Origin of the sequence: Pusillimonas sp. MFBS29 (assembly GCF_020687695.1) — a bacterium.
Taxonomy (GTDB): Bacteria; Pseudomonadota; Gammaproteobacteria; order Burkholderiales; family Burkholderiaceae_B; genus Pusillimonas_C.
In genome coordinates this window covers 180,451-201,662 of sequence record NZ_JAJEWL010000004.1, presented here as the reverse complement: position 1 = coordinate 201,662, position 21,212 = coordinate 180,451, and the positions used below count along the sequence as shown (strand labels likewise).

The 21,212-nt window shown below is 58.6% G+C and carries 21 protein-coding genes; 8 read left to right on the top strand and 13 right to left on the bottom strand.

Annotated features, from left to right (window positions below; all coding sequences use genetic code 11):
* Positions 1 to 234 precede the first annotated feature (234 nt).
* Positions 235 to 1,203: a tripartite tricarboxylate transporter substrate binding protein gene (locus LKR43_RS08010; RefSeq protein WP_227683519.1), complete on the top strand. Its 969-nt coding sequence runs from the start codon at positions 235 to 237 to the stop codon at positions 1,201 to 1,203.
* Positions 1,204 to 1,217: 14 nt separating this feature from the next.
* Here LKR43_RS08010 and LKR43_RS08005 read toward each other — a convergent pair whose 3' ends face one another.
* The 7 genes from LKR43_RS08005 to LKR43_RS07975 are packed head-to-tail and all read right to left on the bottom strand — an operon-like array spanning position 1,218 to position 8,016.
* On the bottom strand, positions 1,218 to 2,042 hold the full coding sequence (locus LKR43_RS08005) for an N-acyl homoserine lactonase family protein (protein ID WP_227683518.1): 825 nt from the start codon (positions 2,040 to 2,042) through the stop codon (positions 1,218 to 1,220).
* A 37-nt stretch (positions 2,043 to 2,079) separates the two neighbouring features.
* A complete protein-coding gene (locus LKR43_RS08000; protein WP_227683517.1) occupies positions 2,080 to 2,880 on the bottom strand; it encodes a carbohydrate ABC transporter permease in 801 nt (266 codons plus the stop codon).
* Entirely contained in the window at positions 2,877 to 3,752 is an 876-nt protein-coding gene (locus tag LKR43_RS07995; RefSeq protein WP_227683615.1) for a carbohydrate ABC transporter permease, read from the bottom strand. The genes LKR43_RS08000 and LKR43_RS07995 overlap by 4 nt, the downstream gene beginning before the upstream one ends.
* Positions 3,753 to 3,762: 10 nt before the next feature.
* Positions 3,763 to 5,058 (bottom strand): ABC transporter substrate-binding protein, encoded by a 1,296-nt coding sequence (locus LKR43_RS07990; protein WP_227683516.1) that lies wholly within the window; start codon positions 5,056 to 5,058, stop codon positions 3,763 to 3,765.
* 13 nt (positions 5,059 to 5,071) lie between these two features.
* Positions 5,072 to 6,136, bottom strand: coding sequence for an ABC transporter ATP-binding protein (locus tag LKR43_RS07985; RefSeq protein WP_227683515.1), 1,065 nt, complete (start codon positions 6,134 to 6,136; stop codon positions 5,072 to 5,074).
* A 20-nt stretch (positions 6,137 to 6,156) separates the two neighbouring features.
* Positions 6,157 to 6,963: a phosphodiesterase gene (locus LKR43_RS07980; RefSeq protein ID WP_227683514.1), complete on the bottom strand. Its 807-nt coding sequence runs from the start codon at positions 6,961 to 6,963 to the stop codon at positions 6,157 to 6,159.
* Between the two features lie 3 nt (positions 6,964 to 6,966).
* The gene (locus LKR43_RS07975; RefSeq protein WP_227683513.1) at positions 6,967 to 8,016 is read right to left on the bottom strand and encodes a substrate-binding domain-containing protein; all 1,050 of its coding nucleotides are present in this window, start codon (positions 8,014 to 8,016) and stop codon (positions 6,967 to 6,969) included.
* 137 nt (positions 8,017 to 8,153) lie between these two features.
* Between LKR43_RS07975 and LKR43_RS07970 the strand changes: the two genes are divergently transcribed.
* Positions 8,154 to 9,014, top strand: a complete 861-nt coding sequence (locus LKR43_RS07970) for a DMT family transporter (protein WP_227683512.1) — start codon at positions 8,154 to 8,156, stop codon at positions 9,012 to 9,014.
* A 17-nt stretch (positions 9,015 to 9,031) separates the two neighbouring features.
* On the opposite strand, the gene leuA is transcribed toward LKR43_RS07970, so the two are convergent.
* Both leuA and LKR43_RS07960 read right to left on the bottom strand, forming a co-directional pair.
* Entirely contained in the window at positions 9,032 to 10,735 is a 1,704-nt protein-coding gene (gene leuA / locus LKR43_RS07965; RefSeq protein WP_227683511.1) for a 2-isopropylmalate synthase, read from the bottom strand.
* A gap of 320 nt (positions 10,736 to 11,055) precedes the next feature.
* Complete coding sequence (locus tag LKR43_RS07960) at positions 11,056 to 11,601, bottom strand: hypothetical protein (protein ID WP_227683510.1); 546 nt, start codon at positions 11,599 to 11,601, stop codon at positions 11,056 to 11,058.
* A 16-nt stretch (positions 11,602 to 11,617) separates the two neighbouring features.
* Here LKR43_RS07960 and rpoN point away from each other — a divergent pair, with 16 nt between their 5' ends.
* The 3 genes from rpoN (at position 11,618) to bfr (ending at position 14,236) form a co-directional block, all read left to right on the top strand.
* Positions 11,618 to 13,027 (top strand): RNA polymerase factor sigma-54, encoded by a 1,410-nt coding sequence (rpoN, locus tag LKR43_RS07955; protein ID WP_227683509.1) that lies wholly within the window; start codon positions 11,618 to 11,620, stop codon positions 13,025 to 13,027.
* A gap of 118 nt (positions 13,028 to 13,145) precedes the next feature.
* Positions 13,146 to 13,409, top strand: a complete 264-nt coding sequence (locus tag LKR43_RS07950; protein ID WP_227683614.1) for a (2Fe-2S)-binding protein — start codon at positions 13,146 to 13,148, stop codon at positions 13,407 to 13,409.
* Between the two features lie 350 nt (positions 13,410 to 13,759).
* Complete coding sequence (gene bfr, locus LKR43_RS07945) at positions 13,760 to 14,236, top strand: bacterioferritin (RefSeq protein ID WP_227683508.1); 477 nt, start codon at positions 13,760 to 13,762, stop codon at positions 14,234 to 14,236.
* Between the two features lie 59 nt (positions 14,237 to 14,295).
* Here the strand turns inward: bfr and LKR43_RS07940 are convergent, their stop codons facing one another.
* The 4 genes from LKR43_RS07940 to LKR43_RS07925 form a co-directional block, all read right to left on the bottom strand.
* Positions 14,296 to 14,952, bottom strand: coding sequence for a hypothetical protein (locus tag LKR43_RS07940; protein ID WP_227683507.1), 657 nt, complete (start codon positions 14,950 to 14,952; stop codon positions 14,296 to 14,298).
* Between the two features lie 117 nt (positions 14,953 to 15,069).
* Positions 15,070 to 16,677, bottom strand: a complete 1,608-nt coding sequence (locus tag LKR43_RS07935) for a peptide chain release factor 3 (protein ID WP_227683506.1) — start codon at positions 16,675 to 16,677, stop codon at positions 15,070 to 15,072.
* A gap of 3 nt (positions 16,678 to 16,680) precedes the next feature.
* On the bottom strand, positions 16,681 to 17,310 hold the full coding sequence (locus LKR43_RS07930) for a LysE family transporter (RefSeq protein WP_227683505.1): 630 nt from the start codon (positions 17,308 to 17,310) through the stop codon (positions 16,681 to 16,683).
* A 55-nt stretch (positions 17,311 to 17,365) separates the two neighbouring features.
* The gene (locus tag LKR43_RS07925; RefSeq protein WP_227683504.1) at positions 17,366 to 18,811 is read right to left on the bottom strand and encodes a DEAD/DEAH box helicase; all 1,446 of its coding nucleotides are present in this window, start codon (positions 18,809 to 18,811) and stop codon (positions 17,366 to 17,368) included.
* Between the two features lie 349 nt (positions 18,812 to 19,160).
* Between LKR43_RS07925 and LKR43_RS07920 the strand changes: the two genes are divergently transcribed.
* Genes LKR43_RS07920 through LKR43_RS07910 form a run of 3 tightly spaced genes read left to right on the top strand, consistent with a single transcriptional unit; the run spans position 19,161 to position 21,196 of the window.
* A complete protein-coding gene (locus LKR43_RS07920) occupies positions 19,161 to 19,772 on the top strand; it encodes a LemA family protein (protein ID WP_227683503.1) in 612 nt (203 codons plus the stop codon).
* A complete protein-coding gene (locus LKR43_RS07915; protein ID WP_227683502.1) occupies positions 19,772 to 20,659 on the top strand; it encodes a YgcG family protein in 888 nt (295 codons plus the stop codon). The genes LKR43_RS07920 and LKR43_RS07915 overlap by 1 nt, the downstream gene beginning before the upstream one ends.
* Positions 20,660 to 20,689: 30 nt before the next feature.
* Entirely contained in the window at positions 20,690 to 21,196 is a 507-nt protein-coding gene (locus tag LKR43_RS07910) for a TPM domain-containing protein (protein ID WP_227683501.1), read from the top strand.
* The last annotated feature ends 16 nt before the right edge of the window (positions 21,197 to 21,212 follow it).

The following is a 21,212-nucleotide window of genomic DNA, read 5'->3' as shown; positions in this document are numbered from 1 at the left end:
GAGACGAGCTAATAGTATGAGTGTTCTGTTAGACGAACCAGATGTTCTATTTTATTATCGATAACGATGCGATCGATGTCAAGCGGAAAAGTCTCGTGAAAAGTCCAGGCTCCATTGACAAGCCAAATTGAAATCAACGAGAATGTTTTATGATTAGAACAGTAGTTCTGTCTAAGAGAACAATTGCCATTATGAAGTGTCCGGCTTCACGGGCACCCAACAAGGAAAGACAAAGTGGATTTGAAAAGACTATCAACCCTGGCCGGCATCAGCTGCGTCATGTTCAGTGCAGCCGCTATGGCGGCCGATTACCCCAACAAGCCTATAGAATTGATCGTGCCTTATGCGGCTGGCGGTGCAACCGACGTCATCGCGCGTCTGGTTGCAACCGATGTGTCGAAAGAGCTGGGTCAAACCATCGTAGCGGTCAATAAACCGGGTGCGGGCACCACATTGGCTGCGGCAGAAGTGGCCCGCAAGGCCAACGACGGCTATACCTTGTACATGACTACGGCTGCGCATACGATCAGCGCCAGCCTTTACAAGAAGTTGACCTATGATCCTATCGCTGACTTCACGCCAATTACATTGGTTGCGCGCATACCCATTGTGCTGGTGACTGCGCCTTCGCTCAAGGTATCGACGCTGGATGAATACATCGCCTATGCCAAGAATACCCCCGACGGTGTCTCGGTCGGTTCGCCTGGCAATGGGTCGCCCCAGCATCTCACACAGGTTCTGTTCAAGGAGCGTACAGGTGCCAATCTGCTGCATATTCCCTATCGTGGTGATGCGCCTATGCTCAATGATCTGCTTGCTGGTCAGGTAGATTCTGCCTTTGTTACGCTATCGGCCGCGCTGCCTCATATTCAGGCGAACAAGATCAAGGCGATCGCGCTGGCTAATCCAACGCGCATTCCTGCAATCGCTGATGTTCCTACGATGACCGAAGCAGGGCTTTCCGGATTTAACGCTGCGACCTGGTTCGGTCTGTTTGGCCCCAAGGATCTGCCTGCAAACGTGTCGGACACTATTTTCAAGGCGTCACATAAAGTGGTTGCTGAACCTGAGTTCACCAAGCGCTTGCAATCTATGGGCGCAGAGGTCGTCAACATTGGTCCCGAAGACTTTCAAAAGCTGGTCAAGGAAGAGTCCGCCCAGTGGGCGAAGGCCGTTGAGGTATCGGGAGCGCGGGTCGATTAAGTTCGATCAGCCGTTTACTCGTCTGAGCCCCGCACCGGGGCTACATGCAACACCACGGTGTCGGGGTCGTCGGCACGGTGCAGCGGATAGTGCTGCATAACCATGGGGTCGTGCCCTGGCACCAGGTGATCCGGGCTGTCGGCTGCTGCCGAAAGGCGGGCATAACCGGAAAGCATGTCGGCAACATTGTGGACGATGGGGAAAGGCCGCTGCCTTTCCATGTTCTCGTAATAATGTGAGGCGTCGGACGCCAGCACCACCCATCCTCTTGCCGTGTGCACACGCACTGATTGCAGGCCCTTGGTGTGGCCGCCTATTTTCAACAGGCTTACTCCGGGTGCGATAGTCTGGTTGCCATCGTGGAAGACCACTCTGTCTTCATAGACGTTGCGCACCAGCGTAACGACGTCGTCCACCGAGTAAGCGTGCCGCATTGGCTCGAAGCACATGCAGCGGCCTGTGGCGTACTCGACTTCGGCATCCTGCACATGAAAACGGGCATTCGGAAGCTTGTCCAGATTGCCGGCATGATCGTAGTGCAGGTGGGTCAGGATGACATCACTGACCTGCGCAGCGTCGGCACCCACGCTGGACAGGGCTTCGATAGGGCAACGTATCATTTCGCGGTTGCGCTTGGCGGCCGTAGCTGCATTGAATCCGGTATCAACCAGAATCAGGCGATCGCCCGAGCGTAACAGCCATACGAAAAAATCCATGGGCATAGGGCCGTCATGGGGATCCCCGCCCAGAAAGTTATCGCGGCGCGTACGCGCCATGCTTGCATAGCGCAATGCATACACTTCATACTGCGGTAGTTGCGCGGGGTCTGTCTGTTGCATGGTCTGTTCACCTGTTATACGAATGCATCGACCCATTCTAGCGTATACCCGCCCTCATGAAAGACTGCACGAACTGCCGCTGAAACAGCATGAAGGCAACCAGCAGCGGTGCGGCGCTCAGCAGTGTGGCGGCGGTGATGATGGACCAGTCTATACCCTGGTCGGTCGATGCGAACACTTGCAGGCCCACCGTCAGCGGGCGGGATTCCACCGAGTTGGTGATGATCAACGGCCACAGGAAATTGTTCCAGTGGTGGCTGACGGACACGAGTCCGTAGGCGACATAGATGGGGCGCGCCAGCGGCACATAGACTTTCATGAGTATCTGCCAGCGGCTGGCGCCTTCTACTCTGGCCGCTTCTTCAAGTTCGCGTGGCACGGTCTTGAATGTTTGACGCAGCAGGAAGATGCCGAAGGCCGAAGCGAAGTAAGGCAGGCCCACTGCGAATATCGTATCGCGTACGCCCAGCCAGGACATCAGCCGGTAGTTTTCGACAATCAGGACATCGGGCATGATCATCAATTGCAGCAGCACCAGCATGAACATGAAGTCCCGTCCCTTGAACGTGAAGCGGGCGAACGAATAGGCCGCCAGCGTGGACAGCACCAGTTGTGCTGCCAGCACCATGGTCACCAGGATGAAGGTGTTCAGGAAATATTGGGCGAAAGGCGCCGCATTCCAGGCCGCCACGAAGTTGCCGAGCGTCAGGGGTGCGGTCAGGTCAAATTGTGTGGAATAGGCCGACGGGTGAAAGGCGGCCCACAAGGTATAGGCCAGCGGCAGGAACCACAGTATGCCCAGCAGCCAGGCGCCCAGAGTATCCAGTTTTTGCGTCATTGGTAATGTGTCCTGCGGTCCAGCCAGCGGAATTTGATGAGTGCAGTAATGGACAGTATCAGCAGCAGCACTACCGACAATGTCGCTGCGTACGAGGTGTCCCAATAGCTGAACCCAACCTCATAGATATAGAACAGCAGCAGGGTGCTGGCATTGTCGGGGCCGCCTTTGGTCATGACAAGTACGTGGTCGACCAGTCTGAACGCGTTGATCAGGGCGTTAATCAGCACGAACAGTGTCGTGGGCATCAGCAAGGGGAGCAGGACACGCCAGAAGTACTGCCATCGGCTGGCCCCTTCCAGCAAGGCCGCTTCGCGCAGCGAGGGCGATACTTGTTGCAGTGCCGCCAGGTAAAAGATCATGAAGAAACCGGATTCCTTCCAGATGGTGACCAGCATCAGTGCGGGCAGGGCGGTGTCCCGGTTACCCAGCCAGTTCATGCCTGGCAGGTTGAACAGCCCCGCAATCTGGTCCACCAGACCGTATTGCGGGGTATAGAAGAAGAGCCAGATATTGGCCACGGCCACCATAGGCAGGACGGTGGGCGTGAAATATGCCAGGCGCAGGAAGCTGCGCCCGGCCATCTGGCGATTGACCCAAAGGGCCATGATCAGGGCAATGGCCACCGACACGGGTATGGTTACCAGCGCAAAGGCCAGGTTGTTCCATAGTGCCTGCCAGAATACCGGGTCATCCATCATGGCCCGGTAGTTGTCTGCCCCCACGAACACCGCCGGGCGTCTGGCCTTGGGTGTGGAAAAGAAGCTGTTCCACAGCGTGGCGAGCGCCGGATAGTGTGTGAAGGCGCCCAACAGGACGATGGCCGGCAGCAGAAGCAGCCAGCCATACACTGCGTGCAGCGATGGCTTCATGCGCATGATGTTACTTGTAAGAACGTAGCAGACGGTCGGCCTCGGACTGGGCGTCCTTCATGGCTTGTTCGGGTGTCTTGGCGTTGGTCAGCACGGCTTGCAGGTTGTCGTTCAGCAGCTTGGTGACGCGCTGGTTGTCGTGGGTCGAGAACTCGGCCACGGCAACGTCAAGCTGGTCGCGGGCGACCAGGGCCTGGGGCACTTCCTGTACATACTGCTTCATGCTGTCGGTTTCCCAGGCTGCCTTGTTCACGGCCACGTAACCAGTGGCGATGCTCCACGCTGCGGCATTTTCGGGGCTGGTCATCCATTTGACGAATTTGTAGGCAGCCTGTTGCTGTTCGGGCGTGGCCGATTCAAACAGATAGAAGTTGCCGCCACCTGTGGGGCTGCCGCCTTGCTTGGATTTGGGCATGGGTGCCACGCCGAAATCAAACTTCGCATTCTTGCGCACATTGGTCAGGTTGCCGGTGGTGGTCCACATGATGGCGGTCTTGCCGACCAGGAAGTCCTTGGGCGTGGTGCCCCAGTCTGTCGTGCCGGTGGGCATGATCTTGTGCTTGTACGCCAGGTCGTGCCAGAACTGTACAGCTTCGATCACGGCGGGCTTGTCCAGGTAGACTTCGTTGCCCGATGAGTTCATCAGGATGGCGTCGTTGGGCGTGGTCAGCGCCTGGAACAGCCAGTAGGCAAAGGCGCCGCCCGATGGAATTTCCAATCCCCACTGGGTCACCTGGCCGCTGCTGTCCTGCTTGGTCAGCTTCTTGCCCTGGCTGACCAACTCTTCCCAGGTCGATGGCGGCGCGTCGGGGTTTAGTCCGGCTTCCTTGAACAAGTCCTTGTTGTAGTACATGACTATGGTCGAGCGCTGGAATGGTATGCCCCAGGTCTTGCCTTCGGTCTGGCTGTTGGCCATGAAGCCGGGATAGAAGTCGCCCAGCCACTTCTTGTCTTCGTCAGTCTTGACGAGCGGATCGAAGGGCACAATGGCGCCTTCGTCTATGAGTGTGAACATGTCGGTCGACAGCAGGACGGCCAGTTGGGGCGCGCTTCCGCCTTTGTAAGCGGTCAGGGCCTTGGCCACTGAATCCTGATAGGAGCCGGCATAAACGGAATTGATCTTGATGTCGGGATTCTCTTTTTCGAAGTCGGCCACCATGCCATCAACGATCTTGGTGATGGGGCCGCCCACGGCTACGGGGTAGTAGAACTCCAGTTCAACGGGTGCAGCCTGGGACCAGGCCGGTACGGTGGCAAAGGCGCCGGCAAGGCTGAATGCAAGAGCTTTCAAGACAGTACGTCGCATGATTTTTTCCTGTTTAAAAAGTAGGGATGGGCGTTTGGCTCAATGCCTGGCCCGAGACGTCAAAGAAGTGCTGCTGGTGTGGGCTCCACAAGAGCCTGATCTGTTCGCCCCGTGCAGCACGCAGGTGGCCGGGGGCACGTACCGCCACGCCGGCGTTGCTGCCCAGGCTGGCGATGATGATGGAGTCGGCACCGAAGTATTCGACGCTTTCAATGTTTGCAGGTATGCCCGCATCCTGGCTCAGCGCCATGTGCTCGGGCCGTACTCCCAGCGCAGTGGCGCTCTCGGGTATCCCTGCGGCAAGCTGACCTGCGCCGGTGATCAGTCCCATGGTTTGCTCATCCAGGCGCAACACATTCATGGGTGGCGTGCCAATGAATCGGGCGGAAAATTCGCTGGCGGGCCGGCCATACAGCTGGTCCGGACTGTCGTTCTGTTCAATGCGTCCGCCATTCATCAGCACCACCTGATCGGCCATGCTCATGGCTTCAGTCTGGTCATGGGTGACGTAAACCATAGTGATGCCCAGGTTTTGCTGCAGCGTCCTGATCTCACGGCGCATCTCGTGGCGCAGTTGTGCGTCAAGATTCGACAGGGGCTCGTCCATCAGGCATACAGGCGCTTCCGAGATCACCGCCCGTCCCAGCGCCACACGTTGCTGCTGTCCGCCGGAAAGCTGGGAGGGCTTGCGATCCAGCAGGGCTTCCAGGCCTAGCAGTGCCGCGACTTTGGCCAGCCTGGGTTTGTACTGCGCAGCGGGCTCTTTGCGTACCTTCAGGCCGAAAAGGATGTTCTCCCTGACGGACAGGTGCGGGAACAAGGCGTAGGACTGAAAGACCATGGCAACCTTGCGTTGTGCCGGCGGCAGGTCGGTGACATCGCGGCCGCCAATATGGATGCGACCGGAGCTGGGCGTATCCAGGCCGGCAATCATGCGCAGCGTGGTCGATTTGCCGCAACCCGATGGTCCGAGCAGCACCGTAAAGGTGCCGGCCTGCACTTCGAAGCTGATTTGCCTGACTGCGGGCGCAGCATCTCCGTACTGCTTGGTGATGTTGTCCAGGAGAATGGTAGACATAGGCGGTATAGGGTTGATCGTCAGAAGGGGTGGGGGCCGGGGAATTCGCCTATCACGGCATGGTGGGTGACCAGGCCATGGGCGCCCTGCCAGTGCAGCTGATAGCCCGGCGGCTCGAAGTTGAATGACAATGCTTGAGCGTCTGGTTTCAGGTCCAGCACGATCTGGTGTGCGGTGCCGGGGCAGGTTGACGCTACGGTGGGCCCGACCCGACACAGCATGGTCCGGTGCAAGTGGCCGCAGAGTATGCGCTCAATGTTGTGATACGGAGCAATGATCCCGGCAAAGGCCTCGCGCCCCGTGAGCAAGCCCAGTTCATCCATTTCCCGGATGCCGGTCTGGAAGGGCGGATGATGCATCAATATCAGGGTGGGGGCTTCGGGTGCCTGCGCCAGGGTGTCGCTCAGCCACTGCAGTCGCTCAGCGCACAAGCCACCTTCGCTGCGCATCGGTATGGTGGTGTCCAGCGCGACAATGCGTAGTGGCCAGTCATCAATCACGTACTGGATGAAGGGCGAGTCTGATGCAGGGCCTCTCTGCAAGTAGGCGTGTTCGTGAAAAACTTCACGCAACATGGCGGGGCTGTCGTGATTGCCGGGTATCAGCAGGTAGGGCATGTCCAGCTCCGCCAGCAGGGGCTTGAGCGTCATGTACTCCTGTCTGCGGCCGCGCTCGGTCAGGTCGCCGGTAATCACGACCAGATCAGGACGTGGAGCCAGGCGATTCAATGCCTGTATGCAGGTGGTCAGATGTCGCTCGGCCTGGATCAACTCCTTGTGCTTGCCGTCTGCCTGTATGTGCAGGTCGCTGATTTGGGCAATAAGCATGGTTCAGATCCGTTTAGAGGTGACGGGTTGGCGCCGCATTGTGAGCAGGGGTGCGGCGCTGGCGCCGGTGATCAGCGTGTGCGGCACTTGCTGGCTGCGCAGCGGTTGATGTTCGATTTGTTCGAGCAACAGGTGGCAGGCGGTCTTGCCGATCTCGTAGCCGGCGGCCTCGATGGTGGTCAGACTGGGCGACATGACGGCGCCGTAGCGCATCCCGTCAAAGCCCGCAACCGAGATATCCTGCGGCACGTCGTAGCCCAGCTCACGCAGGCTCACGATGACGGCGGTGGCCAGCAAGTCGTTGGAGCAAAACAAGGCTGTGGGCGGTCTCTTGGTGCCCAATATCTGTTGCAGGACAGCAGTGTCCGCCTGAGTGTGGCTGGGCATGAGATGGTGCCTGACGGGTGACAGACCCAGCGTGCGTGCCTGGTTCCTGGCGCCCGACAGGCGCGCGGCGGCCCGGTCGGACATGCTCAGTGGTCCGCTGATGAAGGCAATGCGACGATGGCCCAGCTGCGCCAGATGCCCGATCATGTCGGAGGCCGCGGCATGGTTGTCGACCGCCGAACAGGGATGTGCATTGGATTCGTTGTAGGCCAGCACATAGCGCACATCCCGCGCTTTCAGGGTCTTGAGTACGGTGCTCTGCTGAGGATTGGCAACCGTCAGGATAATGCCGTCCAGCTGATGGTCGATCAGCCGCTGCACGGCGTCCGCTTCCTGTTCGGGGTCATAATGCGTTACGGTCATCATGACGCTGTAGCCCGATGCGCGCGCTCGCATTTCGGCGCCTTCGAAGCAGTCGGCAAATACGGGGTTGGACAACGTGGGCAAGACCAGACCCAGCGTGCGGGTGCTGCCCGAGCGCAGGCTGCTGCCCAGGCGGTTGGGGCGAAAGCCATGGCGTTCGGCTATCGCCATGATGCGTTCCAGCGTACTGGCCTGAACAAGCGCGGGACGATTGAAAGCGCGGGAAACCGTTGCCGGAGACACCTGGGCCTCTTGGGCAATCTGTATCAGGGAAACCGGCGCGCTGCGTCGTTTATTGTCCACGGACGTTGCTCTTGCTTATGACGGTAAGATGAAAACGTTTTCATATTAAACAATAACTATTGCATGCTTATTACAGTATTTACCCGAGGTACTATGTGTAAAAACAGCATCGCCCGGGCGGCCAACACAAGGAAATCATGAATAAAGCAACGAGTGCCTGGGTCAACGGTTTTATTGGCATGCTGATTTTTTCGGGCTCGTTGCCCGCCACCCGCGCAGCTGTCATCGATCTTGATCCCTTGTTCGTGACCTGCGCCCGGGCGTGTATTGCGGGGATATTGGGATTCGCCCTGCTTGGCCTGTCCAGGCAAAGGCGTCCCGATCGACAGGATTTTGCCTCATTGGTGCTGACTATCCTGGGTGTGGTGGTAGGTTTTCCCCTGTTCACCGCACTGGCCTTGCAGCACATATCGTCGGCGCATTCCCTGGTGTATATGGGGCTGTTGCCTGTGTCTACGGCGTTGTTTGGCGTTATTCGCGGAGGCGAGCGCCCGCGTGCAACGTTCTGGTTGTTTGCCGTGCTGGGTAGTGTTTTTGTGGTTGGCTATGCGGCCTCGGGTGTTTTCCGGGCGTCCATGCAGGGAGACTTGCTGATGCTGGCCGCCATCGTGGTCTGCGGCCTGGGTTATGCAGAGGGTGCGAGTTTGTCGCGCAAGCTGGGTGGGTGGCAGGTCATCAGTTGGGCGCTGGTGCTTTCACTGCCTTTGACGCTGCCGCTTACCCTGCTCACTATGCCGGATTCATTTGCGGGAGTGGGAACTCCGGCATGGATAGGGCTGATGTACGTTTCCGTGTTCAGCATGCTGGTGGGCTTTATTTTCTGGTACCGCGGCCTGGCCCAAGGTGGTATTGCCGCAGTCGGACAGCTTCAGCTGCTCCAGCCCTTTTTCGGACTGGGTCTGGCGGCTTTGTTTCTGCACGAGACCGTCAGTTGGGCCATGTTGGTTGTGACCCTGTGTACGGTTGTCTGCGTGGCCGGCGCCAAGCGTTACGCCTGACGCCGCACGCTTCAGGCTCAGGCGGTAACTGCTTCGGCGCCTGCAGTTGCCTGCTCGCTGTTGGCATGGCGGTTTACTGCACTCAGGATGGCCAGGAACGAAGCGGTGACGATATCGCCATGCACGCCCACGCCGAAGCCGGTGGGTGAATCACCCACGCGCAGCTCGACATAGCTGGCCGCACGGGTATCGGTGCCAGTGCCGATGGCATGTTCGTGATAGTCCATGATGCGCACTTGCACGTCCAGAGCATCGACAAAGGCAGAGATAGCGCCGTCGCCGCGACCCACCAGGTTGCGTACCACGCCGTTTTCTTCCAGCTCGACCTCGATCGTGAACTGCTCGCCGTTGCCAGCCTGGGTGTTGCCGGTGATGCGGTGGCGCACGAGCTTCCAGGGTTGGTTCTGCTCCAGGTATTCGCTGGAGAACAGGTCATAGACATGGGTGGCGGTGACTTCCGCTCCGGTTTCGTCGGTCACGCGCTGGATGGCGCGGCTGAACTCGATTTGCAGGCGGCGAGGCAGGACCAGTCCGTGTTCGGCTTCGAGCAGGTACGAGACACCGCCCTTGCCCGACTGGCTGTTCACGCGAATGACCGCGTCGTAGCTGCGTCCGAGATCGGCCGGGTCGATCGGCAGATAGGGGACTTCCCACAGGGTATCGGGTTGCTGGCGCGCAAAGCCCTTCTTGATGGCATCCTGGTGCGAACCCGAAAAAGCGGTAAAGACCAGATCGCCGGCGTACGGATGGCGTGGGTGCACGGGCAGCTGATTGCAGTACTCAACACAGCGGCGCACTTCGTCGATATCGGAAAAATCCAGGCCGGGGTGTATGCCCTGTGTGTAAAGGTTCAGTGCCAACGTCACCAGATCGACGTTACCCGTACGCTCGCCATTGCCGAACAGGCAGCCTTCGATGCGGTCGGCGCCGGCCATCACGGCCAGTTCTGCGGCGGCAACCGCAGTGCCACGGTCATTGTGAGGGTGTACGCTGAGTACGATGCAGTCGCGCTTGTTCAGATTGTTGTGCATCCACTCTATCTGGTCCGCGTACATATTGGGAGTGGTTGCTTCGATGGTGGCCGGCAGGTTGTAGATGATTTTGGCTTCCGGTGTGGGTTGCCACTCTTCGGTCACAGCATTGCATACTTCCAGGGCGAACTCGGGCTCGGTGGTGCTGAAAACCTCGGGTGAGTACTCGTAGAGCCAGGTGGTTTCTGGGTGTCTGGAAGTGTATTCCTTGACCAGACGGGTGCCGGTCAAGGCAATTTCCTTGACCTCATCCTTGCTCATGTTGAAAACAATTTTGCGGAAGGCTGGAGCGCAGGCGTTGTACAAGTGGATGATGGCACGCTTGGCGCCGGCCGCCGATTCCACCGTGCGCTTGATCAGGTCTTCGCGGGATTGGGTCAGGGCAATGATGGTGACATCGTCAGGAATGCGGTTTTCGTCAACCAGCTTGCGTACGAAGTCGTAATCGGTTTGCGAGGCCGAGGGAAATCCCACTTCGATTTCCTTGAAGCCTATTTTGATCAGCTGCTCGAAGAAGCGCAGCTTGCGCTCGACGCTCATGGGCTCGATCAGGGATTGATTGCCGTCGCGCAGATCGGTGCTCATCCAGATGGGGGGGTGCGTAATCCGCTTGCTGGGCCAGGTCCGTTCGGAAAAGTCGCGGTCAAAGGCAACAAATGGACGATATTTGTCGGAGGGATTGGAAATCATGGGACACCTGTTTTTTATAGCTGAACGATATGTTTGCCATCATCGGGGCGGTTGCCGCGTGCAATTGGGACGGGATGACGGAAAAAATGGGTGTGGCGAAGGGGGCTGCCGAACTGCCACGGACGCTAGGCCCGGCAACCGATCGGTAGTAGTAGCGATAGGGCCAGCTGGGGAAGGGGTGCAACGAGGGAGCCGTGCTGAACACGCAACGCGAAACCCGCAGGGAGACTGCGGGTAGTGGCGTTGGCAAAGGTGATGTGTTCGGCTTGCATACCAATAGTCAAACATAATTTTACAAAATCCGCAAGCTTTATGCGAGCTCAGGCTGCGGGATCCACCACACCCAATACGGCCGCATGACGGCGTGCCAGAGCAATTTTAGAAGCGCGGCCACTGCGAATTTCATTGTAGGCGCGTTGCAAATCACCCACGGTCAGGGGATCACGGCGATCTTGCCAGGCCCATCGCAGGACTTCCCGCGCAGGTTCGGACAGCTGGCTGACCAGCTGCGACACGGTGGCTTCGTCGACCAGCCGGGCGCGTGCGCTACGCTGCATGCCGAGTACAAAGCGATACAAAAAATAAGCAATAATAAGCGTGCACAAGGCCACGACCGCCCACCAGAAAAACGGGTTGTATTGCTCGAGCAGCGCAAGGGTGCGAGCACCCAGAACCTGCAGTCCGCTGTAGTCGATGTTATGCCCGTATGCCAGCAAGCGATTGAGCAACCTGTACCAAATCAGCGCAATCACGACGATTACGACGACGCAAAAGATTTTTTGCGCGGCAGTCAGTTTGAGCAGCGTGTTGCGAAACAGGCTGCGGTCTTGTCTGGTAGGCTGTTGAGCCGGAGTATCAGTATTCATATCAATCATTTTAACTATGCAATCTCGTCAGTCCCTAGAACTTCGTCAGCATCAGCAACTGGCCCTGACACCACAACTGCAGCAATCGCTTCGATTCCTGCAGTTGTCGACGCAGGAGCTGGAACTGGAAGTGGCGCAGGCACTGAACGATAACCCGCTGCTCGAGCGTGAAGAAGAGTATGACACTGAAGCCGGCGCAGAGGTAGCCAATGATGCGCAGGCCATGGACGAGCGCTGGACGATGCTGGGATCGGCCAACCGTGCGGGAAACAATAACGCAGACGAGGAAACCGAGCGCCCCGAGACGGCGCTGACGGAGACCCTGCAGGAGCATTTGCAGGAGCAGTTGCGCCTGACACGCGCGCAGCCCCGTGATTGCGCCCTGGTGTCGTTGTTGATCGACGAGCTCGACGAGAACGGTTACTTGCTTACCAGTCTGGATGAGATCCTTGCTTTTCTGCCCGCCGAACTGGACGTGGGGCTCGACGAGCTGCAGGCGGCGTTGCGTTTGTTGCAGTCATTCGATCCACCCGGCGTTGCTGCCCGCTCGTTGAGCGAATGCCTGGCCTTGCAGCTGGATCACCTGCCGGTGAATGCGTCCTTTCCCGCGCAAGTGCTGGCACTGGCCCGGAAAATTGCCGCCGATCATTTGCCTTTGCTGGCGACGGGTAACCTGAATCGGCTGCGTGATGCTCTGGCCTGCGAGCATGACACCCTGTTGTCGGCGCATGCCTTGTTGCTGCAACTGGAACCCAAGCCCGCCAAAGAATGGGCAACCTCTACTGCTGCCTACATCACTCCCGACGTCCTGGTACGCAAGATCCGGGGGCGCTGGATAGTCAGTGTGAATCCGGCTGTTATGCCACGGGTACGGATCAATCGGGTTTATGAAGGGTTGCTGGGCGAGGCGCCGGCTGCACCGGCCATGCAGGCACAGCTGCAGCAGGCTCACGGCCTGATCAAGAGCGTGAATCAGCGGTTCGTGACGATAGTGCGGGTGATGCAGGCCATTGTCGACCGGCAGATGGACTTCTTCGAGCAAGGGCACAGTGGCTTGCGTCCCCTGCAGTTACGCGACCTGGCCCAGGAACTGGATCTGCACGAATCAACCATATCCAGAGCAACCAAGCAGAAATATGTGCAGACCCCCTGGGGCGTCCTGGAGCTCAAGCGTTTCTTTTCTTCCGCCCTGCAAACTGATGATGGCCAGAGCACGACTCCTTCGGCGGTACAGATGCTGATACACAAGCTGATAGAAGGAGAGTCCGGCAAGAAACCGCTGTCTGACAGCAAGCTGGCTGCCCTGCTTGCCGAACAGGGGGTGGTGATTGCACGCCGTACGGTCGCCAAATACCGCGAGGCGGCCGGCATTGAGCCTGCCATCGTACGCAAGGCACGCGCCGCCCTGGAAGCGCATCAGGGTTGATCAATAGCCTGGTTTTGCGCAGGGTGTCACGACCGCTGCAACAAAAAACAGACAAAAACTTTTAAAAATCAATGTAAACCGATTGCGTTCTGCGTAAGTTTAGATAATAATGGTTCTCATGTTTATTTGTGTCTGTAATGCCATCACAGAGCGTCAGGTCCAAGGGGCCGTTGCCCGGGGCGCATCTACCCTAGCCGATTTGCAGGGCGAATTGGGCGTGGCTTCGTGCTGCGGCTGCTGCGCCGAAACGGCTACGGAATACTTGCCGGGTGGTCGCTATGCCGGTCAGGTCACTGCACCGCAAACCGAAGGCACACGGGTGTCCGACGCTGCAAACGATGCAACCGCTCCTTTGGTCGAAGTCCTCATTCGTCGCGCCTGATCTGGAAAATTACGTTTGGTAACAAAATGGCTGGCATTTATGACCGGCCATTATTCGTGGCGTATTTCCATTACTTTTTCCCCATGAAATCAAGCATTTCGGCCGGCTGTCGTGCTGCAGAACGCGCCATGCTGTCATTCGTCCTGAAACCGCAGTTATAAGCCTAGTCATTCTCATTTGCAGCCCCGGGAGCGGGTGGGGCGGCCCGAGCGCTTCGGGCGACCGGTGCACAGGCTGTAATTGCCTTAATGGCGTGTTAGCCTTGAAAGCCTATAGGAATTGACCTGTATCAAGGGAATCGGGCGCCGAAACGGCGCGTGTATCACTTACTCAGTTTCAGGAGCACGGCCATGAAAGGCGACACCACCGTTATCAAGCATTTGAATGCACAGCTCAAGAATGAGCTAACTGCCATCAACCAGTACTTTCTGCACGCCCGCATGCTGAATCATTGGGGCTTGAACAAGCTGGGCAAGCATGAATACGATGAGTCAATCGGCGAGATGAAACACGCAGACCGTCTGATCGAACGCATCTTCATGCTGGACGGCCTGCCCAACCTTCAGGATCTGCACAAGCTGCTGATAGGCGAAGACGTACCCGAGATTCTGGCCTGTGACCTTAAGTTGGAAACCGGCGCTCAGGCGACGGTAAAAGAGGCCATGGCTTATTGCGAGTCGGTGCGCGACTTCGTGTCCCGCGATCTGTTCCAGGATATTCTGAACGACACGGAAGAACACATAGACTGGCTGGAAACGCAAATCGAGCTGGTCGAAAAAGTGGGGCTGCAAAACTACCTGCAATCGCAGATGGGCGAGCACGACTAAGCGTTACAACATGGCGGGGGCCGGCGGCTGCCGGCGCACCCGCCAGAGAGCACGACAGGCTAGAAAGACTTGGACGGGCAGCCGCTGACTCGACCCCATGCATTGTTGGGTTCGCAATAACGATTGCGGGCCGCCCAGGCGCAACTGGGCCGGCTGAAGAACCCCTCGGCATCGCAGGCACGTAGTGCCTGGTGCAGCGCAGCTTGCCAGCCGTTGTTGCCGGAGGAAGCGCTTGCTGTATTCGGAGCGGGTGCTGCGGGTGCCACCTCTATGGGCTGCAAGGGTGCATTGCCCGGGTTGTTTGAATTGATGCTGCCCAAACCCAGACCGGTGATGTCTGCAATGCCTTGCAGGCCTGAAGACTGCTCGCCATATTCCGCAATTTGTATGGCCTCTTCCATGGATATCTTCGATGTGGCCACTGATATGGCGGGATTGCTCAGTATGTCGTCGGCGGCCGTTTCAGAGATTTGCCAGGCGAGTTGATCAGGGGCTTCGGGAACGCCAAGCTGACCATTCATGAGGGGTTGCGGCGGTTGCGCCATGAAGGGCAGGCCGTTTGCATCAAGCACTGGTGTGTCTGAAAGCTCGGGATGTTCGACGACCGGTGGGGCCACGGGGCCATGGGCGACCAGCCAGTCACCCAGACGCAGTCCTCCCCAGGCCGATGCGCCTGCCAGGACTACCAATATCGCAATAAGAATACGCCAGGACATATTTTCCCTTTGTTCTGCCAAAACTGCACTGCGGTTCCCGGGCAAATTGCCTTTCCTGGAGCCGCAGAACCAGGCCAGTATATATCGGGCGGCTTACAGCTGTTGGCGCTGATGCCTTCAGTCATGCTGCCCGAACACCTTGCCACCATGCTCGCGCATGGCGTGAAACTCCAGCCCGGGATACAGTTCCTGCGCGACACGCAGTTGCGCAGAAGAACTGACCAGGAAGGCTGCCGCGTCGACAACATCATAAGCAATGTTGGCGGCATTGGCGGCCATGAATTTTCGCAGCACTTTGGGATCTTCTGCAGTAAACCAACGTGCCATGTTGTAACGCGAAGGCATCAGGCGCGCCTCGACGCCGTATTCCGTTTTCAGCCTGTGTGCCACGACCTCGAACTGCAACTGGCCGACTGCGCCCAGCAGCAATGATCCGCCGGCCACTTCCGGCCTGAAGACCTGGATTGCGCCTTCTTCGCCGAGCTGTGTCAGGCCTATGCGTAACTGCTTGGTTCTTAAAGGATCTTTGACCTCTACTGCCTGGAACAGTTCCGGTGCGAAGAACGGCAGGCCGGTAAATTGCAGGGTTTCGCCTTCGGTCAGTACGTCGCCCAGCTGCAGCACGCCGTGATTGGGAATACCGATAACGTCGCCTGCGTAGGCTTCGTCCAGCAAGTCGCGTCTTTGCGACAGAAAGGAAACGACGTTGTTCGGTCGGATTTCCTTACCGGTACGCGCAACTTTCAGGCGCATACCGCGCTCGAAGCGGCCCGAGCTGACCCGGACAAACGCCACGCGGTCGCGGTGGGCCGGATCCATATTGGCCTGTACCTTGAAGATGACCCCGCTGAACTTGGGTTCATCGGGTTGCACGACGCGCTGCAGGGCCTGGCGGGCGCCGGGCTTGGGCGCCAGATCGACCAGCGCATCCAGCACTTCCTGAACGCCAAAGTTGTTGATGGCCGAACCGAAAAATATCGGCGTCTGTTTGCCGGCAAGAAAAGCCTCGTGATCGAACTCAGGTGCGGCGGCCTGAATCAATTCTATTTCTTCGCTCGCCTTGGCAAAGGCATCACCAAAACGTTCGGCGGTTACCGGATTATCCAGCCCGTCTATCAGCTCGTCCTCGTCGTTGCGGCGCTCCTGCCCCGAGCGGAACACGCGCATGCGATCGCGCCGTATATCGAATACGCCGCCGAACGCACGACCCATGCCGATCGGCCACGAAAATGGCACGGCATCCATGCCCAGGTGCGATTCGATCTCGGACAGCAGATCCAGCGGTTCCTGCACTTCCCGGTCCAGCTTGTTGATGAAGGTGATGATGGGTGTATTGCGGGCCCGGCATACCTGCAGCAACCGTATGGTTTGTGGTTCCACACCATTGGCGGCGTCAATCACCATCAGCGCCGCATCAACGGCGGTCAGTACGCGATACGTGTCTTCCGAGAAGTCCTGGTGCCCCGGGGTGTCGAGCAGGTTTATGACGCAATCCCGATACTCCATCTGCATGACGGACGAGGCGACCGAAATGCCGCGCTGCTTCTCGATCTCCATCCAGTCAGATGAGGCGTGCCGGCTGGCCTTGCGTGCCTTGACGCTGCCGGCGATCTGGATCGCGCCTGCGAACAGCAGCAGTTTTTCCGTCAGTGTGGTCTTGCCCGCGTCGGGGTGAGAAATAATGGCAAAAGTGCGTCGCCTTGCGACTTCTTGGGTAATGCTCATGTCTTATTTAGTATGGCTGAACGATGCCAGGACAGTGCCGGCAAGGATGAACATGGCGCCGAAGCTGCGGTTAAGCCAGCGTATATGGCGCGGGCTGCGCAGCAACTTGAGGATGCGGGCCGCCAGGGTGGTATAGCAGCCCATGGCCACCAGGTCGGTGAAGCACAGGGTAGCCGCCAAAATAACATACTGCAGCGGCAGCGCCTGAGAGGTATCCAGGAACTGCGGGACGACGGCCAGCAGGAAAACCGTGCCTTTCGGGTTGGTAACGTTGACCAGGCAGCCGCGTAACACCAGGTCGCGCACCCGAAAAGCCGAGTTATTGTTGGCTTGCACCGTGACGGGTGCCGCGTCGGTGCGAATCTGCTGCCAGCCCAGATAGATCAGATACCCCGCACCCAGCCACTTTATGATGTTGAATGCGATTTCTGATGCTGTCAGCAGGGCGCCAAGCCCGACCGCAACTATCACAAACTGTAGCAGCAGCCCGATCAGCAGACCCGCTGTGGTCCAGTACCCACGCCTGAAGCCGTACTTCAGGCCCGAAGCCATGGCTGAGATCGCACCGGGCCCGGGCGAAAAGGAAATCGCCCAGGAAGCGGCAAAAAAGGCCAGCCAGGTGGATAAGGACATATCTAGGTCTTACGTTGGAAAAGACGAAATAATACGCTTTAAAACATAAGACGATTTATTTGCCCAGCAGAGCGGCGCGTCGTGGCGCAGCGCTGCTGCGATGGTTCGAGCCTGCCGATTGGCCTGAACCATTATGGCTACGCGCTGGTTTTGCCGCGGGCTGACCGGATCGCCCGGCACTATTGCCTGTGCGGGGTGAGCCGCTTTCCGAACGCGGCCTGGATGCAGGGCGTGCACCCGATCGGGCACCATTGCTGCGGCCGGTGCCACCGCCATGACGGCGTGGCTGGCTGGAGCGGTGGGGACGATCGTCGTCGGCATCGCGCACGTGGGCTGGTTCGGCCTTGACCATATCGGGTGACCAGCCTTCGATGGTGGTGCGCTCGATAGGGCGTTTGATCAGTTTTTCTATGGCGTTCAGCAATTTGATTTCGGAGCGGTCCACCAAAGACATGGCGCTGCCTTCGCTGCCGGCGCGACCGGTGCGGCCGATGCGGTGTACATAGTCTTCCGGTACATTGGGCAGTTCGAAATTCACGACATGGGGCAACTGGTCGATATCAATGCCGCGCGCGGCAATATCGGTTGCCACAAGCACGGCAACCTTGCCGTCCTTGAAACCGGCCAGGGCGCGAGTACGTGCAGCCTGGCTTTTATTGCCATGTATCGCCGCCGCCGACAGGCCATCTTTGGTCAGCTTCTCGGCCAGGCGGTTGGCGCCGTGCTTGGTGCGGGTGAAAACCAGCACTTGATGCCATCCGCTTTCACGAATGATGTGACTGAGCAGATCGCGCTTGTGGGCTTGCTCGGTCAGCACCATGGTTTGCTTGACGAGTTCCGAAGCCGTGTTGCGGCGGGCGACCGAGATCTCTGCGGGATTGTTCAGTACTCCGCGGGATAGCTCACGGATTTCGTCGGAGAATGTTGCCGAGAACAGCAGGTTCTGGCGTTGCTTGGGCAGCAGGGCCAGAATGCGGCGGATGTCGCGGATGAAACCCATGTCCAGCATGCGGTCGGCTTCGTCCAGCACCAGTATTTCCACACCCGAAAGGTCTACGGTTTTCTGGTGTGCATGATCCAGCAGGCGGCCCGGTGTGGCCACCAGGATGTCCAGCGGCTTGCGCAGGGCATTGATCTGGGGATTGATGTTCACGCCGCCAAACATCACCATCGATCGTATTGCGGTGTGTTTGCCGTAGGTACGTACCGACTCCTCGACCTGGGCGGTAAGCTCGCGGGTGGGGGTCAGGATCAGCACGCGTGGCTGACCAGGTTTGCGGCCCTTTGCGGGGTTTTGCAGCAGGCGGTGCAGAATGGGCAGGGTGAAGCCTGCCGTCTTGCCAGTACCGGTTTGAGCGGCGGCCAGCAGGTCACCGCCCTGTATGACTTGCGGGATGGCCTGTGCCTGAATCGGGGTGGGGTGCTCGTAGCCGGTGTCGGTTACCGCACGCAAAAGGGGTTCTGCCAGCCCAAGGGAGGCAAAGGTGTTGGGATTACTCAAGAAATCACTCCAGCGACAGCCTATCGCTCGAGGTGAGAGATACCAATCTAGGCAGACGATAAAAGTAGTTGTTAGCTAAAAGCTAAGGGCCAGAGAGTCTGGCCACGGCTGACAGACACGGGAATGGTCTGCAGGCAGTGCACTGACTGGTGCGGTGCACAATCCACTATTGTAACGTAGTTGCCGTGAGCTGCGGCAGTTTTATTCCAGGCCTTGTGCAGCAAGGTGTATCAGCCGGGACAAGAATCGTGAAGTTGTGTAGCGGTGCGGCGGGCAAGGCGGTTTTTCGTCTTGGCAAAGCCCGCGCAAACTGATGTAATTTATCTACTTCCCTCTTTAGTGAACATCCATGAAACGTATTCTGCTGTTGCTGGTTATGCCCTGGCTCGCCCTGATATTGTCGGGTTGCGGCTATAACGACATTCAACGCCTCGACGAACAGGTCAAGGCGGCCTGGTCGCAAACGCTGAACCAGTACGAACGTCGCGCCGAGCTCGTGCCCAAGCTGGTCGCTTCGGTCGATGCCTATATGGCCAATGAGCGCGCCATACTGACCCAGGTTACTGAAGCCCGTGCCAAGGTGGGCAGCATCCAGATCTCGGCCGCAGACCTGCAGGATCCGGCCCTGATGGCGCGTTTCAACCAGGTGCAGGGCGAGCTTTCCTCTGCGCTGTCGCGTCTGATAGCCGTATCCGAGAACTACCCGCAGCTTAAAAGTGATGGAGTGGTGCGCGACCTGATGACACAGCTCGAAGGCACCGAGAATCGTATCGCCACCGAGCGCGGTCGCTATGTTCAGGCCGTGCAGGAATACAACCAGTTCATACGCCAGTTCCCCACCGTGATCACGGCCAAGATTTTTGGCTACGACACTATGGAAAACTACGGCGTATCCAGACAGGAAGAAATTACCCGCGATCCTGAGGTCAAGTTCACCCTGCCTGAGGCAGCGAAATCGTAATGCGGCTAGTGCGTTTCGTCCTGTATGCCGTGCTGGCCATCGCGGCCTTGCTGCCCGCAGCTCAGGCAGCTCAGGTCGCCGTGCCCGAGCTTACTGCGTGGGTCACCGATCAAACCGGTACGCTCGATTCGTCTACTCAGGCCAGCCTGAATCAAAAACTGGCCGATCTGGATAAGTCCAAGGGAGCGCAGATTGCAGTGCTGGTGGTGCCCACCACCGGCGAAGACAGCATCGAAGGCTACGCCAGGCGCGTATTTGATCAGTGGCGTCTGGGGCGGGCCAGTGTCGATGACGGCATCCTGCTGCTGGTGGCCAAAGATGACCGACGCCTGCGCATCGAAGTTGGCTACGGGCTGGAAGGCGCGGTGCCTGACTTGCTGGCCGGGCGCATCATACGCGAGCAGATTACGCCACGCTTCAAGCAGAACGACTACGCCGGAGGCATCGTGGCCGGTGTCGACAGCCTGGTCAGGCTGGTCGAAGGAGAATCACTGCCGCCGCCGGCGCCCGGAGCTGCCAGCGAACAGCAATCGAGCGATGACTCGCCCGTCATCATGTTGTTTCCGCTTGCTTTCATGAGCTTTTTCATGCCTGCCGCTTTTGCAGCTTTTGCCGTGGGCATCTTCGTCTTTCTTATGTTCAACAGCGTGCTCATCGGGCTTGTCGCTGCGGTGCTGGCCTTTGTGCTCAGCCGCATCGGGCGCGTGTTCGGGGCGGGTGGCAAAGGTAGCGCAGCCCGGGCTTCGCGCCGTGGCGGCGTCATCGGTGGACTGGGTGGCGGCTTTGGCGGTGGCTTCGGTGGAGGCGGCGGTTTCGGCGGTGGTGGTGGCTTTGGGGGCGGCGGAGGCGGCGGTAGCGGAGGCGGTGGTGCCTCGGGCAGCTGGTAGCCCAATATCTTGAATTCAACAGGAGTCGCCATGCAAACATCTGCTGCGATATGGAAGCGCTTCACGGGCTGGTCCAGCCTGGAAGGCCAATGGCTGCGACGCAAGCACTTTACGGCAGAGGTGCTTGCGCAAATTGCCGAGCGCATACGGTTGGGTGAGCAAGGCCATACCGGTGAACTCATGGTGGCCATCGAGGCGGTCAGCCCCGAGCACGAGCCAGCCAGCCGCATGCGTGCCCTGGAAGTCTTTGGCCGTTTGCGAGTATGGGATACGCCCCGGAATACGGGTGTGCTCCTGTATCTGGCGCTGGATCGTCACAGCATAGAAATCGTTGCCGACCGCGGCATAGCCGCAGGCGATGATTTATGGGAACAGGTCAGCGACCGACTGCAAAGCCGGTTGCAAAACAGTGATTACGCGGCCGGCGTGCTGGCTGCTGTTGAAGACATAGAAAAAATTCTGGCTGGGCGCTGCCCGCCAGGCGCCGGCCCTGGCGGCAATCCCGACGATCTGCCCAACGAGCCGGTGTTGCTCTAGGCCGGGCGTTGTGCGG